The sequence below is a fragment of the Clostridium estertheticum genome (genome assembly GCF_026650985.1).
In the GTDB taxonomy this organism is placed as follows: Bacteria; Bacillota; Clostridia; order Clostridiales; family Clostridiaceae; genus Clostridium_AD; species Clostridium_AD estertheticum_C.
This window is the reverse complement of the sequence record NZ_CP086239.1, coordinates 1,856,422-1,874,002: the sequence shown is the minus strand read 5'-3', so window position 1 is coordinate 1,874,002 and position 17,581 is coordinate 1,856,422. Positions and strand designations below refer to the sequence as shown.

Here is a 17,581-nt window from a genome sequence, read left to right as displayed (position 1 = left end):
GCAAGTTCTGAATTATTAAAGGAAGAACTTGAAAAGATTGAGGATTATCTTTACAAGGTAATTATATAAAATATCATAAATTATGATATAATTAACGAGACCTACAAAATGTAAAATTCAAAAGCATATATCATTCCTAATAGTGGAATGATATATGCTTTTAATTTTGGGTGTGTTATATAGTGTAATTGAAAATTTACTATAAGCCCTTTTTTATTGTATAATTAAGGCAAAGTAGAAAAGCTAAATATATAAGTTAGCTATTTTGATAAAATGGTTATAAATAATCATAAAAATAATGGAACATATGGAGTTGATATTATGAACTATACAGAGGCTCAAGATAAATTGAATGAAGATAAGTTTAGTCACAAATGTATTTTAGTTAAAGGTAATTCTGCAAGTGGCAAAACAACTCTTGCAACTACTAAATACAAGCATCTGATAGAAAATGAAAACATTAAAAGTTCAAATATATTATGTTTGTTTATGAATAAATATCAAAATATAACATGGACCAAAGAGATGATTTTTAATACTTCTGGTGAGATTAGAAAAAGCTCTTATTATGGATTTATTAGGAGAGAGCTATCTCTCTATTGGCCTTATGTAGTAGAGAATTGCAAGGAAATAAAAATTAATATATTAAAGCCGGAGTTTGCATCTTTTGATGCTACGAATTATGCTATGAAAGCCTTAGTAGAACATTTTAGAAAAGCTAAAGGATATTTTCAAGATATAACATCAACTTCTTCAAAAATAGCATCAGATTTAATTTCTAACATTAATAATGCTGCGCTATCATTAGTGCCTTTCAATGAAATAGGAACTAGACTTTATAATTCATTAGAGGTAAATGATTTCTTAATTAAAGAAACATATAATCAATTGGACGAAGTAACTATGTATTATATTTCAAAGTTACTCTGTAATGGTGTTGTAGATTATGGACTATCATTTTATTTATATAATAATTATTTACTTCATGATCCAAGATATAATAGTATAAATAATATAAAATATCTTATAGTAGATGATATAGATGAATCATCGCCTGCAGAGCAAGAATTGATATTTAAGATCATTAATAATGTGGAAAGAGCGTATTTATTTTATAATCCTAAAGGAGGCCTTTGTAGTTATTATGGAGCTAATATTGATTATTTGAAGAGTAAATTAACTATTGGACATCACGAGATTATTTTAGATGATCATTTTTGCTGTGATGATGATTTTATTAACCTCTCTAGAATAATAGATAACAGGGCTCACAATCTCTTTATGGAGGACAAAATAAATGAAGATTTTCCAGCCTTTATAGATATGACATCACAACTTAGATCGGAAATGATCCAAAAGATAATGTTAAAAGTTGAAGAGCTCTTAAATCAGGGACTTATTCCAAGTGATATAGCAATAATATGTCCTTTTAATGATTTCATTATTTCCTATGAGCTTTTGAAAAAAGCTAAGGAATTAAATATATCAGTTATGGAGACTTCTAAAAAGGATAGGTTTATAGATAATGAATATTTACACCCTTTAATAGTACTCGCGGTATTGTGTAATGATTATAAAAGTATCCTTTTAACAAAGGAAGATTATAAAAACTTTTTCTCTTTTATGTTAAGGCTAGATGTTATTCGAGGGTCTTTACTATATCCGTTTGTAACTGAAAGTGGATTGCAAGATCTTAGTCTTGAAATTGAAGAGAGAGTAGGGGGTGAGGCAGTAGGCAAATATAATGAGTTAAAAGAGTGGATAGAAAATTATAAAGTTAATTTAATGGATCACAAGGGTTCCCTTGGCGAATTTTTCAGAAAAGCATTTTCAGAAGTTCTTATAAGGTTACCAAAAGTTAAAGAACATATAGAGGACTATATAGGTTTATATGAAAGCTGTGAAGGCTTCATAAATACTTTAGATAAATTAGAATTTAAAGGGAAATCTTCAGAGGAGAGGTTTATAGAATTTATTAGGGGCCAGGGAAGTGGATTTTATTCCATGAATGAGATTCAAGAAATGTTATTACAAGATAATAGTATAGTTTTAACATCTCCTTATACCTATTTGACCTCTAATTTAAATAGTAAGGTTCAGATTTGGACAGATATTAATAGCAATATGTGGTCTTCTAGAAATGCCCACGAGTTATCAAATTCTTATGTATTAAGGAGTAATTGGAATATTGATGATTGCTATACTGAAAGGGAAGAAAATAATAATGTTTATGGAATTCTAATGTCTGTGGTTAATTGTTTATTAAGAAAATGTAGAGGTGAATTATACATATATGGTAGTGAATATTCTCTAAGTGGATTCCAGCAAGAAAGTAAATTTGCAGATATTCTTATAGAAATATTAAGTGAAAGAGGTGAAACCATTGATAAAGGAGATAAATGATGAAGTTAAAAAAATAGTTTATAGGGATGACCAATTGCCTATAATGTTGTATCGAGGAGGAACTATGGCAGTGCCAGCAGTTCCGGGTGCGGGAAAGACTTTCATAATATGTAATCTAGTATGTGAAATTATAAAGGATAAGGTCCATAAACCTGGTAAAATACTTATAGTAACTTTTATGAATAGTGCAGTTAACAATTTTAAACATAGAATCTCTATGGTGTTACAAAATAAGGGTATAAATGCAACGAATGATTATGAAGTCATGACTATCCATAGTTTAGCACTGAAAATTTTAAAAGATCGACCAGATGTAATGGGGGTTAATGAGGAATTTAAAATATTGGATGATGTTAATAAAAGTTTATATTTAAATAATTGTATATCAATGTGGCGAAGAAAAGGCGGAGAGGCAGTATTTAAAAGTATGATATCTGATAAATCCTTAAATAAATACACAGGGAAACAAGATAAGTGGTGGAATGATTTTTTTACAACAGTTGATACGACTATTGGAGAACTTAAGATAAATGACATTTCTCCTGAAAAATTAAAGGAAGATATAAAATTATTAGATCAAAATAATATCTTAGTGAATATATCTGAAATTTATGATACTTACAGTAAAATTTTAAAAAGTGAGGGGTATATAGATTATAATGATTTGCTAATTCTTGCGTATAAACTTTTAAAAACTGATGACACAGTTAGGGAAAAGGTGCAAAAAAAATATACCTTTGTCTTTGAAGATGAATGTCAAGACTCTAATTTAATTCAAGGAAAAATACTAAATTTAATTTCAGAGAAAAGTGGTAATTTAGTAAGAGTTGGAGATGTTAATCAAAGTATAACAGGAACATTTACAGCGTCTGACCCTGAATATTTTAGGGAGTTTTGTGGCAAGGCAAATAATGCATTCAAAATGTTTATGGCGGGGCGTAGTACAAATCATATTATTGATTTAGCAAATGAACTTGTTGAGTTTACAAACAATAAGCATGGAGAAGAAAAGTGTAGAAATGCATTAGTAAATCAAAGAATTAAAAGTTTGGATGATAAGCTTGAAACCAGCCAAGATAACTATGGTATAAGCACTATGATTTGTAATTCAAGAGAAGAAGAAACTAAAAAGGCAGTTCGCGTGGCTATGAAATTTAAAGAAAAATTTCCTGGGAAAACATGCGCAATATTAGTTCCTTTTAATAATCAAGTTAGAGAAATAGCAGATATTCTTAGATTTTATAATATCGAATGTGATGAGTTATCAAATAGATCAGATAAAAAAATTAAAGTTACGAGTACACTAGGATATATACTGCAATTTATTTCAAGACCACAAGATAGTGTTTTATTTAAAGATTTAATTAAGAATGTTTTCTGCGAGGAACAAAATGAAGAAAGTGAAAAATTATTCCATTTTATTTGTGGTTATGATGTTGAAAAGCTGATGTACCCAAGTTGTGGCAAAATAAATGAACTGGACATTCCAGGAGAAATATTAAACTCTAAGGTGTATAAACAATTTATTAGTTCTATGGATTTAATTAAAACAATCTTTGAATATCCTCAGACACATTTTGATAGATTAATTTTATATATTAGCGATGTTCTAAATTTTACGCTTGAAAACAGAGCAATGGCAGAGGCAGTTGCGTCTTATGTTAGATTTGCGTCTATTGATAATAGTGGATTTTCATTAGCGTTTGTAGCAGAGCAATTGCTAGATGGAAAGAATGGTATACTTGATCATATCTCAGGTATAATATACGACTTAGAGGGGTATGAACCATCCCCTGATAGAGTAACAATATCAACTTGTCATAAAGCTAAAGGGCTAGAATGGGATTGTGTATTAATATTAAATATTACATCTTATCAGTACCCTTATATGACAAATGGTAAATTTAAAGACTATTATTATTTAAAGGATGAATTTAAAAACCCGACAGTTCTCTGCAAAGCCCAAATCGCCAAAATTCTAGGTAATAATATTTGTGAAGATCCATTAAAAGAAGCTAAAATACAAATAATAAATGAAAAAATAAGACTCTTATATGTAGGGATAACAAGGGCCAAAGAATATTTAATCTTAATGGCAACGCAGTCTAATGAGGGAAAATGGAATGAAGATAAACCATCAAAGTATTTTTATGTTCTTCAAGATTACATAAATAGTCAAAGGGGTGTTTTATAAATGTTAGACATTAGAAAATTAAATCATGTCTATTATAGTCAAAATCTTTTAAACACTTTTGATAAATGTCCTCTTAAATTTAAAATAAAATATTTGGATAATATTAGATGGAAAAAAGATTCAATAGATGATGAGGATTATTATGAGAATATGAACATGGGACTGGATTTTCATCTCATATGCCAAAGATATTTTTCAAATATTCCTTTGGTTATAAATGAAAGTAATACTGAATTACTCCACTTTACAAAGTCGCTTCGAGAAAAATTTACAATTATAGATGAAAATATATATTTGCCAGAGTATGAAATTAAAATGAGAAAAGATAATATTAGGATTCAAGCAAAGTATGATTTAATAATTATTAAGCCAAATAATAAAATAGAAATATGGGATTGGAAGACAGAAAATAGGAAACTTGATTATAGTGAAGTAAGCAAAAGAATGCAAGCTATTGTTTATATGTATATAGTAGGAGAAAGGTCTTTAGAAATATTTGATAGAGAGATACCATTTGAAAATATAAGTATGAGTTTTTGGCAACCTCAGTTTAAAGAGGATGTCATCACTATTAATTATTCAAAGAGTAAGCATAAAATATATGAAGAAAAAATTATAGAGATAATACGTCGGCTTACTAATTATGATTTTAGTTTAGATTTCAATATTGAATTGTATAGAAAGATGTGTAAGTATTGTGAATTCGCAGGGGATACCCAGGTATGTGATGCTTTTATTTAGTGCTTCATAAATGTGGATGAGTAAGTATGAAATATTAAAATAGAGTCAAATATATTGTTAAGTGGATTAAAGAAACTTTGTAACATTTTATAATATAAAGCTTTTAGTGTATTATCCTATAATAGACATAATATTATTATTAAATTTAAGAAAAAGAAATGGAGAGATATGATTTGAAAGGTAAATGTTATTATTGCAACGAGAAATTATCAGAAAGAACCGTTAAAAAGCATATTAAAGGCTGTAAAGTTAGGAAAGAAAAGATAGGAGAGTCTATCGCGAGTTCTAAAAAAACTAAGGGTCAATATATTTTGTCTATACTTCCACAGTATGGATCAAAAGAATATAGTTTGTATATAGCTATAGATATAGATTTAACTTTAAAGAATCTGGATAGTTTTTTAAGAGATATTTGGTTAGAATGTTGTGGACACTTAAGTAGTTTTATTATTGATGACATAAACTATGACTCCTCAGTAGACGATGAATTTGAACTTTTTCCTCAAACCGAAACAATGGATTTTAAATTAAGACAGGTGATTTCTGTAGGTGATAAATTTAAATATGACTATGATTTTGGTTCTACTACTGCATTAAAACTTGAAGTTATAGATGAGTATGCGGTAGGGGAGAATTATAGTCAAATAGAAATATTATCTAGAAATGATGAAATACAAAATTTTTGTGCAAATTGTAATCAAAAGGCAAAGTATTTTGATTATGAAGAAGAAAAGTATTTTTGTGAGGATTGTATAGATGAAGACGCTGATATGGTAGGTGAATTTGAATATACAAATTCTCCCAGAGATGGAGTTTGCGGATATGTAGGAGACAGAGATACAGAAAAGCAGTACTTGCCAGGAAATAAATTTAAGATTAAAAAAACTAAAACAAAAGGGCGAAAGGATATAGTTCCATTTATAGAGAATGATGAATTGGAAGTGGATGATTTTAAAGGGGACTTTGCATCTTTTTTAGATATTGCAATGGATGATATGAATTCAGAAGTTGGATATAAAGCAAAAAAATTATTAAATAGATTAAAAAGAGGGAAGTTTACACATAATTTAAGAGAATTATTAGAATGTGATACAAAAGATGAATTATTAAAAACAACATCTATGCTAAATATTACGAGGGTATCTAAGTTTAATAAAGGCCAACTAATAGAAAAACTTTTAGATGTATATGAAGAGAAAATAACAAAGACACTATATTTAATTGATAGTGAAAGATATGAATTTTTAAAAAGGATAATGGAAAACCAGGGATATATATCTTTTGAAGATGATAAGTTCACATCAAATCCAGAATATTTTTTAGAATGTGGATTTGTATTTGCAGCGATGAGAGAAGATGGTATATATTTAATAATGCCAAATGAAACAATAAATGCTATAAAATCTATAGATAATGTGGAGTATAGAAAGATATTAGCTAAAAACACAGAAATAATAAAGTTGATGTGGGGAATGACCTATAACTATGGGGTACTATTTATGAGTGATTTTATAAAGATGCTTAATAATTATATTGACTATTCTTTAGATGAAACTGATATTTACGCAGTAATTGTAAGTGGTGCAGATTATTATGATGGGTATATGCTGCAAGGGAATATAGCTAGTAGTATAATGGTTCCTCTAGAAGATATTATAAATATTATTAATACAAGAGATAATACTTCAAGCGATAGGGATTTCTGTATTATAGAAAAGGCTGAGCTACTTGAAGCTGCTAGTGGGGAATATTTAATTGAAAATAAAATAGGTATGAGATTAAAAAAGTACTTAGAGAATAATTGGGAAATAGAAGAAACACAAATTGAAATGATTATAATTAATTTATATGATGATATTCAAGAAAATGAAAAAAAAGAGGTAATAGAGAACATCATAGGTGCATTGGGAGATATAAGTGAAAATGATCTTCAAAAATTTTTAGTAGAAATAAATAGTTTTATAAATAACACTAGACTTTGGAGACTAAAAGGATATACTTTTAATGAATTAAATTCAGAAGATAATAATACTTCTACTCCTAAGATAGGAAGAAATGATCTTTGTATTTGTGGAAGCGGTAAAAAATATAAAAAATGTTGTGGATCTAAGGTTATTAACTTATTTTAATTATATTGTTTAGTATCCTATACATATTTTTCTTAAAGTATAATTTTACGGTAAGCCTCAAATGGCTTACCGTAAAATTATCATATTATCAAAACTATTATTAAAAATAGAATGATCTATTTTTGTAAGCTTAATTATTTTCCACTGGCACCATAATTTGATAACATTCTGGCACTAGGATCATTTACGTTACAGCCTTCCCATTCTTTATTTGGCATCCAAAAATCTACTATCATTTCTGCTTGTAATGGATAATATTTTTCAAACAATTCTCTGTATAACAATGATTCTTTTGTGAATGGTTTAGAATTATATTTATACTTTTTACATAGTTTTTCAAATTCTTCATCAGAATAGCAATCTTCTGCATATTCTTTTAAATAGTCCACCATAGAATGCCCTACAGCATCGCTAAATGCTGCCTTTTCACGATATAAAATATTATCTGGTAGATAATCACCTTCAAACGAATGTCTCAAAAGGTATTTACCCATGTTGTATTTGTTTAATTTCTTTTCAGGGTCTATGGACATAACATACTTTACAAAATCTAAATCCCCAAATGGTACCCTTGCTTCTAGAGAATTTGAGCTGATGCAACGGTCTGCACGAAGTACATCGTACATATGAAGCTCCCTTATTCTCTTTTGTGATTCCTTTTGAAATTCCTCTGCATTTGGAGCAAAATCAGTATATTTATATCCAAATAACTCATCAGAAATTTCACCGGTTAGAAGCACTCTGACATCAGAAATCTCGTGTATTTTCTTGCAAATCAAATACATTCCCATACTTGCTCTAATAGTTGTAATATCGTATGTTCCAAGAAGTTTAATAACCTGTTCAAGTGATCCAAGAACTTCTTCTTTTGTCATATATATAGTGGTGTGATCACTATGAATGTAATCGGCAACCTCCTGTGCATATTTAAGGTCAATTGCATCTTCAGTCATACCTATGGCAAAGGTTTTAATTGGTTTTCCGGGATACATTTTTTGAGCAATTGAACATACAAGGGAGCTGTCGAGGCCTCCACTTAACAAGAAACCTACAGGAGCATCAGCATCCATACGTTTTTCTATGGCAGTTACAAATTTATCATGAATTTTGCTGCAGATAACTTTTAAGTCATCATTGCAATAATCACCCTCGATTTCTGCGATATCGCAGTAGCATGTAAATTTACCATTAGCATAATAATGTCCTGGTGGAAATGATATGATTTTGTACGTAAGACCAATTAAATTTTTCGCTTCACTTGCAAATATGATTTTACCTGATTCCGAATAACCATAGAAGAGAGGACGGATTCCAATTGGATCTCTTGCTGCAATGAAGGTGTCCTTTTTTCCATCATATATGATAATTGCGAACTCTGCATCTAATTTTGAAAACATATCTATCCCATATTCATAGTACATTGGAAGCAATATTTCGCAATCACTATCAGAAATAAACTTATGTCCTTTTTCTATTAGGTCTTTCTTAATCTCACGGAATCCGAAAATTTCACCGTTACAGATGGATGCATCTGTATTCCTTGTGTATGGTTGCATTCCGCTAAAACTTAAATCCATAATAGAAAGTCTTTGAAACCCTAAAATACCAGACGGTAAAGTAAGAATCTCTGTCATATCTGGTCCTCTCGATTCGGTTCTTTGCAGAGCCTCTGCAAATTTATCATGTTTCATATCTGTTCCTGTATAACACATAATTGTACACATATTAATATCCTCCTTTTAGTCGGAACACGGGGTAATTAAACCCGCTCGCTCCGCTCACAAATTACCCGTTAAAGTCCATTTAGGACTTTAACCTCCTTAATTTTAGATACAAAAAAAAGCCCTCATCCTATAAAAAATAGGACGAAAGACTTATACTTCCGCGGTACCACCTAAATTAGCTTAAAAAGCTCACTTTAATCAGTACGGAATTAATATAAATTCGATACTGTCCAAGATGTAACGGTTTGGCTCCGTCCAATACTACTCTTAATAAATTTCGTTTGGAAGCTCCGGGATGTTCTTCACCATTTGATTAGTATCAGTCTCTCACCACCACTGATTCGCTTTGACTATTTCATAATAACTACTCTTCCCATCAAGGCTTTTATATTGATTATATGAATTTTGTTTTTGAATTCCTTTCATTTTACTTCGTATTTTATAATTCGTCAATAGTTTTATGAATTATTTCTTTAAATAAAATTCATTTTTGAAATATCATCTTATCCTTTTAAAGATCCACTAAGCATACCTTGTATAAAATTCTTCTGGAAAAAGAGAAATAATACAAGTACTGGAACTAATGCCATAACAGCTCCAACCATAATAGCCCCATAATCTACTATATTTCCACCAGCCCGCATTAATGCTAAAACTAGCGGAATAGTAAAAGAATCTTTAGTATTTAGAACAATCAATGGCCATAAATAATTACCCCATTGTTGAACAAATGATAAAATAGCTAAAGAAGTAAATGCTGGTTTCATAGTTGGTACAACAATCTGAAAAAACATCCTGAAATCATTAGCTCCGTCAATTCTTGCGGATTCCATAAGTTCATCCGGGAACGCCATAAGGTTCTGACGCATTAAGAATACTCCGAAGATACTAGCAAGTGCTGGCAAAATAACTGCTGACGGACTGCTAATTAAATTCATTGCTGAAAGTTGCATAAAAAGTGGTACTAATGTAACTTGTTGCGGTATGAACATGGAGCATACACAAATAAAAAAAAGAACGTCTCTCCCTTTGAATTTATATTTAGAAAATGCAAAGGCAGCCATTGAATCAATTATACAGACCAAAACTGTATATACCGTGGCAATAAAAATACTATTAAACAAATTTCTCCAAATGTTAGAGAATGCCATAAGGTTGATGTAATTTTTAATAGAGTTCGTTCCTATAACAAATGATTTAGAACTCTGGAAAATTTGTGTGTTTGTATGAGACGATGCAATGATAGTCCATACAAACGGAAAGAAACAAACTATAGCAACAATTGTTAATGTAACATAAACAATTCCTGACCCTTTTACTCTTTTAGATTTTTTTATTTCAGCCATAACTTAATCCCCTTTCGTCACTTTCATCTGAATAAAGGTTAAAATAGCAATCATAACCGCAAGAATATATGCTCCAGCAGATGAAACACCATAGTTAAATGAAACAAATCCCGTGTTGTACAAATATTGAACAATTGTTAAAGTTCCATCAACAGGTCCGCCTTTAGTAATTAAGTTTGTCTCTGTGAATAACTGAAGTACCCCATTTACTGATAAAACTACTGAAAATAGTAACACTGGTTTTACTCCTGGTAATGTTATTGAAAAAAACTGTTTTATTTTAGTAGCTCCATCGATAGCAGCTGCCTCATATAAATCAGCAGCTATATTTTGTAGTCCACTTAAGATTATAATGGCGTTATAACCTGTCCATCTCCAGGTTAATGCAGTAATAATTACAATCTTTGATAACCATGCTACATTCATCCATTCAAGGGATGATCCACCTAGCATACTAATTAAGCTATTAATTAAACCATCTTTACTATTACTAAAAAAGAGTAAAAATACAATAGAATAACTTACTGTATCTATAAGTACAGGCATAAATACAAACATTCTAAAAAATCCTTTGAATTTCAAGTGACTGCTATTTAAAAAATTTGCTATTACAAGTGCAAGCATAGTTTGAATCGGAACTTGAATAATCAAAATTGTAAATGTATTTTTAATTGCCTTTAGAAAAGTAGGATCTGTTAAAACAAATTTAAAGTTAGATAATCCAACAGGAACGAATTCCCCGCCTCTGTATTTTGTAAAACTAATCGCAAGTGAATAAATGATTGGATATACCATAAAAGTTAAAAATATAATTAGAAATGGCGCTAAGAACATCCATGGTATTATCTTTCTTTTGGTGTTTTCTTTCAAAAGACTCACCTTCCTTTCTTATTATGGAAGTCTTAAAAATAAAAGCTTCATACCTATGTTATGGTACAAAGCTTTCATTACATATGAATGAAAGTTTTATGACTTAATAAAGTTATTTAGCATCTATTGTATTCTGGGCAGCTTTTGTTGCCGCATCTAAAGCTTGTTTAGGATTCATTTTGTTAGCTAATATATTACCAGCAGCAGTTTTTAAACCAGCTGAAACATCTGTAAAGTAAGGACCCCAAGTAGTTGCTTTAGCACCAGTTAATTTCGAGAAAATAGTACCAACTTCTACTCCACCATAATATTCATTTTTAGATTTGAAAAATTCTGTTTCATATGCAGGTTTGTATGAAGGGAATTCACCAAATTTCATGTTTACATCATTGCCTTCGTTAGTTTTCATTGCATATGATAAGAACTCTTTTGCCAAAGGTAAATTTACAGTTTTAGCCGAAACAGCGAGCACTGAGCCTCCAGCATTAGCATAAGAGTTTCCGCCTTCTTCAAAAGCAGGCATTTTAACAATACCCCATTTACCAGAAGTAGTTGCACATGAATTTTTCATTGTTCCCATGAACCAAGCTGGGTAAGCGAACGCTACTAATTTATTATCATTAATTGCTTTAATTCTATCATCCCATGCATTGGGAATATCCATAGCAACTTTTGCATTAACCATTTTATTAATTAGATTTGACGTTTTAATCATTTCGTCAGATGCTAAATTTACTTTGCCATCCTTATCATAATATTGTCCTCCCAATTGATTTAAATAAATCAGAAATTCATCTTGAGAAGTAGAACCATTAAAATTATATGCTTCTAAATAATAATCACCTTTTGTTTTTATTTTTTTGCCTGCCTCAATATATTTATCCCAAGTTGTTAATGTGGAAACATCGATACCGGCAGCTTTAAATACATCAGTTCTATAGTACAGGGCAACTGGGCCGATATCCCATGGAATCGAATAGTATTTACCATCCTTTGCTTTACACGTCTCTAATGCGAAATCTACCCAATTTGAAGCATCTGGGTTAACGATATCACTTATATCAGCAAATGACTTTAACCCATAATTATTATAAAATGCAGGTATATCACGATTTTGAGTTTGGAAAATATCAGGTACACCACTACCCGAAGCAAGTGTAGGTTTAAGTTTTGAATAATCACTATCTGCATAATCAATAATAACCTTGCCGCTGCCTTCATGTGTTAGGTTGAAAGCTTTTGCAATTGCTGTTAAATTATCCGCTGCATTGTTCCATGATGCAATGTGTATGTCTTTTCCTGTACTTTTTGTACTTTCCTTCGTTGTAGTAGCAACTGTTGATTTACTATCTTTTTTACCACATGCAGATAGACTCGTAAGCATAATTCCGGTTAGTAGAAGACAAAATATTTTTTTCATTCTCATTTTTTACATCCCTCTTTCTTTTTTAAATTTTAATTGATTTAAAATAGTAGGATTTTGTAACTTTAAGATATTTATTAATATTGATATGTAATGTTTTGAGAACGATTTCATGTTGACATTTACCTTAATAGAAATAAATTATTAACATTATATACCACACTAATAGTATATTAATAGACTAACTTAATATGTTAAATTTACGAATATAAAATAACAATAATACTTTTGATGGAATGGTAAAGCAAGATATCTAAATATTATAGCAATTATTAATAATGAAACTTTAAACATTAAAATGTATAATAAAAATATACATATATTATTGATAAGTAAATTTTTTTGGAATTATAAGGTACTTACAACAGGTGCAGTAAAAGGTTAGGGAGGAATAACAATGAATGGATATGAGATTAATCTTAAAAATACAAAGAAAAATATTACCAAAAGTAATTTAAAACTTGGTGGAGTAAATCCAAACGGTGATAAAATAAGTTTTACTAATTATTATATGGAAAAGAACGGTGAACCTTTTTTTGCAATTTGCGGTGAATTTCATTTTAGCAGATATGATGAAAGGTATTGGGATGATGAAATAATAAAAATGAAGATGGGTGGAATAAATATAATTGCAACATATATTTTCTGGATTCATCATGAGGAAAAACAAGGCATATTTGACTGGAATGGAAATAAAAACTTAAGGAGGTTCATAGAACTTTGTGCAAAGCATGATATGTATGTAATTGTTAGAATAGGACCTTTTGATCATGGTGAGGTTAGAAATGGAGGCGTTCCAGACTGGCTATTTGGTAGACCTTTTGAAATAAGGTCTAATGATAAAGAGTATCTTTGTTATGTTAATGAACTTTATAATGAAATAGGAAAACAGATAAAAGGCTTGCTATATAAAGATGGCGGTCCCATTATTGGGACCCAAATTGAAAATGAATATATGCATGCTGCATCTCCTTGGGAATTAACTAATGGGACAAGTAATCAGTGGATGACCGGGGGGATAGATGGTGAAGCTCATATGACGCAGCTTAAGCAAATGGCTTTAAATTCAGGAATAGATACCCCTATTTATACATGTACAGGTTGGGGAGGAGCAGCTGCACCTACAAAAGAAATGCTTCCGCTTTGGGGAGGGTATGCTTTTTGGCCCTGGATTTTCTATGGAGATGTAAAAGAGCACCCAGCTACGCCAGAATTTATTTTTAGAGATTATCATAATGATGAAGTCCCAAAATGTTATAACTTTGAACCAAAATATAAACCTGAAAGTTACCCATTTGCTTGTTGTGAAATGGGAGGTGGAATGACTGTATTTTATCAATATAGATTTGTTATACCGTTTGCAAGTGTAGATGCAATGACCGGTATTAAGGTAGCGGGTGGATGTAACTTCATAGGTTATTATATGTTCCATGGTGGCTCCAATCCTAAAGGAAAACTAAATACGTATTTAAATGAAAATGCTACGCCTAAAATATCTTATGATTTTCAGGCACCTCTTGGTGAATTTGGGCAAGTTAGAGAATCCTATAAAAGAACAAAACTTCAACATTACTTTTTTAAGGATTTTGAGAAAAGTTTATGTAAAATGAAAACAATAATACCCAAAGGTGGAAGTGATATCGATCCTTTGGATATAGATACATTAAGATATGCAGTGAGAATAAATGAGCAGGCTGGTTTTTTATTTATCAATAATTATCAGGATCATATTGAGACAAAAGATCAAAAGAATTTTTTTGTTAAACTTAACCTTAAGCAGGGCGAAATTATATTGCCTCGTAAAAAAGATCTATCATTAAGTAAGGACAGTTCTTGTATTCTGCCTTTTAATTTAGATATGAAAGGTTTAAAACTTAAGTATTCTACAACTCAGCTTATAACTAAAATTGATTGGGAAGAAGAGCAATATTTCTTTTTCTTTATACCAGAAGGTGTGGTAGGTGAATACTGTTTGTTAAATGATAATATAGCTGAAATATTAGTTGAAAATGGAACTTATGAAAAAATAGCAGAAGAGTATATGGTATATATAAATGTGGATTGTAAGAGTTTTATTAAGATAATAACTAAGGAAGGAAATACTATAAATATATGTACTGTTACTAGGGAGGAAAGCTTAAACTTTTGGAGTGTGGACCTTATGGGTTGTAGACGGATACTGATAACAAAAGCAAATGTATTGATATCAGAGGATAAGCTTAGATTAGAGTGCGTGGATAGCAAAATAGTTAATCTAGAAATATTTCCACATTTAAAGAAAGACATTTTAGTTGCTGGAGGTAAAAGTAGTAGAATGGAATCAGAAAATGTTTTTGAAAAATATAGTATTGAATTAAATATAAATAAACCCAAAATTAATGTAAAAAGAATAAAAGAAAATAAAGCATGCTTTTATTTTAAGAAAGAGGACTTTCAAAATGTAAAGGAGCTGTTTTTAAAGGTTGAGTATGAAGGTGATATAGGATATGCATTTATAGATGGAGACATTATTAATGATAATTTCTGTAATGGGGCACCATGGGAAGTTGGGCTTATGAAATTTGAAAAAGATCTATTAGAAAAAGGAATGTATATTTATATTTCACCTATAAAAAAAGGAAGTTTTGTAAAAAGTGATTCCACTATGGCGGCAAGGGTTGAGGTTGTAGGAGAAGAAATTGCAAAAATCAAATCAATAGCGATTGTTCCCATGTACGAAGTGGTAATTACTATTTAGTGTTGTTTAGCATATAATTCCGATACACCATAAATTACATTTAAAAGTAAAAATCAATAAAATAGAATTTCAGTGATATAATAAAACTATAATTACTGGATTACAAGGATTACAAGGATTAAAAACATATATTAACATTGTTGTTGAAGAGTGAGTGAAAAGGAGAAAAATTAAGGAATGATGAAAAACCTTCAAATCAAAACGGTACAATCAAAAACATTTAAGATAGCATTATCTGCAACTATAGCAATTTCTCTATCAAATTATATAGGATTAGAATTTGGAGTAACTTCAGGTATAATTGCGATATTAAGCATTCAAGATACCAAGAAAGAGGCACTATTAGTTGCAGGTAAGAGAATAATATCATCCACTGTGGCTATACTCTTATCTTTTACGCTATATACACTACTTGGAAATAATCCTATGATATTTGGACTGTTTTTACTTATATTTATACCGTTAACCAATATTTCAAAAACCACTGAGGGAATGGTTATTGGTGCAGTATTATCAACACATCTTTTAATAAGTACAAATATTAATATTTTGTGGATTATAAATGAAGCAAAGTTAACTATAATAGGCATTGGTGTTGCAATGATATTTAATTTATATACTGCTTCTTTAGAAGAAGATTTTGAAAAAAACAAGGCTAAGATAGAAGAACAATATAGATTGATTTTATCAGATATGGCTGCCAGCTTAGTTACCCAAGCAGTACCAATTTATGATCAAAATGTACTTTTGACAGTTGAAAAACTAATTGTGAACACTAAATTAATGGCACAAAGAATAAATAATAATAATTTGTTTAAAAGCAAAGATTATTATGGAAGTTATATAGATATGAGAAGTCTACAACTAGATGCTATAAAAAGAATGAAAAGGCATTTTTCCAGGGTTTATATGACCTACGAACAAACTACAATATTGTCAGAGTTCACAAACGATGTCGCAGTCAATATTCATGAAGATAATGATTGTATTGAACTTATTAATAAGTTAGAACTACTTAGAAAAAATTATGGGACTATGGAACTACCAAAGGATAGAAATGAATTCGAAGCTAGAGCATTATTATTTCAATTTTTAAATGATTTAGGAGATTTTCTAATTATTAAGAAGGAATTTAAAGAGTTTTTTAGAAATATATATTGAGATATAGATGTAGAAATAGATGGAGGGATAAATATGAATAAATCAAATATTATAATAACAATTGACCGTCAGAGTGGAAGCGGTGGAAAGGAAATGGGTGAAAGGCTAAATGAAAAGTTGAAATTTTCATATTATGATGATGAGATAGTGAGAGAAGCAGCAAAAGACTTGCAGACTTCTGTTGAAGAGATAAAGTCCTATGATGAGAAGCAAGATGGTATATGGAAGAATATATTGTCATATTCTGAACATGGTAACCTTTCATCTTTTTCAGACGTAGAAATAATTACAGACGATAAAGCACATAAAGCAGAGTCAAATATTATTATGAAAATTGCAAATGAAAAGTCAGCAGTAATAATAGGCAGAGCAGCATCTTATATTCTTCGCAACCATCCAAGACACGTAAGTATTTTTTTGCATGCTGATGTGGATTATCGTAAAAAACGTACTCGGGAATCGAATAATATATCAGGAGATGAAGCACAACACTTAAACGAAAAAATTGATAAGCAAAGATTAAAATATTACAAGGTGTTTACAGGAACAGATATGTACAATGCATGTGGGTATGACTTGTCAATAAATACAGGTAGACTGGGAATGGAAAAAAGTGAAACTTTAATAATGGAGTATCTCAAAGAAAGGTTTGGAGATGAATTGTTAAAAGCCAAATAATGTAGTTTAAAAAGAAGGTTATTTTAAAATCTGTTCCGTTTAAGCTGTAAAACACGCAAAAACTTCTAGTTATTATTGTGATCTTAGAGGTCGTAATATAAATTGGAAGTTTTTGTTTTTTGTTTAATTATAGGCAAATTAGTGAGATGGAACGTTGATATACAAAGAGTTTTAG

At 30.0% G+C, this 17,581-nt stretch carries 11 protein-coding genes and 1 other annotated feature; of the genes, 7 read left to right on the top strand and 4 right to left on the bottom strand.

The window, feature by feature from the left end; genetic code table 11:
• Positions 1 to 321: 321 nt before the first annotated feature.
• From LL038_RS09065 to LL038_RS09050, 4 genes are all read left to right on the top strand, one after another.
• Complete coding sequence (locus tag LL038_RS09065; protein WP_216171068.1) at positions 322 to 2,403, top strand: hypothetical protein; 2,082 nt, start codon at positions 322 to 324, stop codon at positions 2,401 to 2,403.
• Complete coding sequence (locus LL038_RS09060; protein WP_216123555.1) at positions 2,384 to 4,597, top strand: ATP-dependent helicase; 2,214 nt, start codon at positions 2,384 to 2,386, stop codon at positions 4,595 to 4,597. Before LL038_RS09065 ends, LL038_RS09060 begins: the two co-directional genes overlap by 20 nt.
• The gene (locus LL038_RS09055) at positions 4,598 to 5,338 is read left to right on the top strand and encodes a PD-(D/E)XK nuclease family protein (RefSeq protein ID WP_216123557.1); all 741 of its coding nucleotides are present in this window, start codon (positions 4,598 to 4,600) and stop codon (positions 5,336 to 5,338) included.
• A 173-nt stretch (positions 5,339 to 5,511) separates the two neighbouring features.
• Positions 5,512 to 7,467: an SEC-C metal-binding domain-containing protein gene (locus LL038_RS09050; RefSeq protein ID WP_216123559.1), complete on the top strand. Its 1,956-nt coding sequence runs from the start codon at positions 5,512 to 5,514 to the stop codon at positions 7,465 to 7,467.
• 134 nt (positions 7,468 to 7,601) lie between these two features.
• Here LL038_RS09050 and asnB read toward each other — a convergent pair whose 3' ends face one another.
• From asnB to LL038_RS09030, 4 genes are all read right to left on the bottom strand, one after another.
• Positions 7,602 to 9,191 carry an asparagine synthase B gene (gene asnB, locus LL038_RS09045; RefSeq protein WP_216123561.1) on the bottom strand — a complete coding sequence of 530 codons (1,590 nt, stop codon included), beginning with the start codon at positions 9,189 to 9,191 and terminating at the stop codon, positions 7,602 to 7,604.
• Between the two features lie 134 nt (positions 9,192 to 9,325).
• Positions 9,326 to 9,580: a binding site (T-box leader), on the bottom strand.
• A gap of 114 nt (positions 9,581 to 9,694) precedes the next feature.
• Positions 9,695 to 10,537 (bottom strand): carbohydrate ABC transporter permease, encoded by an 843-nt coding sequence (locus LL038_RS09040; protein WP_216123562.1) that lies wholly within the window; start codon positions 10,535 to 10,537, stop codon positions 9,695 to 9,697.
• Between the two features lie 3 nt (positions 10,538 to 10,540).
• Entirely contained in the window at positions 10,541 to 11,407 is an 867-nt protein-coding gene (locus tag LL038_RS09035) for a carbohydrate ABC transporter permease (RefSeq protein WP_253199882.1), read from the bottom strand.
• 112 nt (positions 11,408 to 11,519) lie between these two features.
• Complete coding sequence (locus tag LL038_RS09030; protein WP_216123563.1) at positions 11,520 to 12,833, bottom strand: ABC transporter substrate-binding protein; 1,314 nt, start codon at positions 12,831 to 12,833, stop codon at positions 11,520 to 11,522.
• A gap of 394 nt (positions 12,834 to 13,227) precedes the next feature.
• On the opposite strand from LL038_RS09030, the gene LL038_RS09025 reads away from it, so the two are divergent.
• The 3 genes from LL038_RS09025 (at position 13,228) to LL038_RS09015 (ending at position 17,406) form a co-directional block, all read left to right on the top strand.
• Positions 13,228 to 15,567 carry a beta-galactosidase gene (locus tag LL038_RS09025; RefSeq protein WP_216123565.1) on the top strand — a complete coding sequence of 780 codons (2,340 nt, stop codon included), beginning with the start codon at positions 13,228 to 13,230 and terminating at the stop codon, positions 15,565 to 15,567.
• 177 nt (positions 15,568 to 15,744) lie between these two features.
• Entirely contained in the window at positions 15,745 to 16,728 is a 984-nt protein-coding gene (locus LL038_RS09020; RefSeq protein WP_375293011.1) for an aromatic acid exporter family protein, read from the top strand.
• Between the two features lie 33 nt (positions 16,729 to 16,761).
• The gene (locus LL038_RS09015) at positions 16,762 to 17,406 is read left to right on the top strand and encodes an AAA family ATPase (protein ID WP_216123567.1); all 645 of its coding nucleotides are present in this window, start codon (positions 16,762 to 16,764) and stop codon (positions 17,404 to 17,406) included.
• Positions 17,407 to 17,581: the final 175 nt, after the last annotated feature.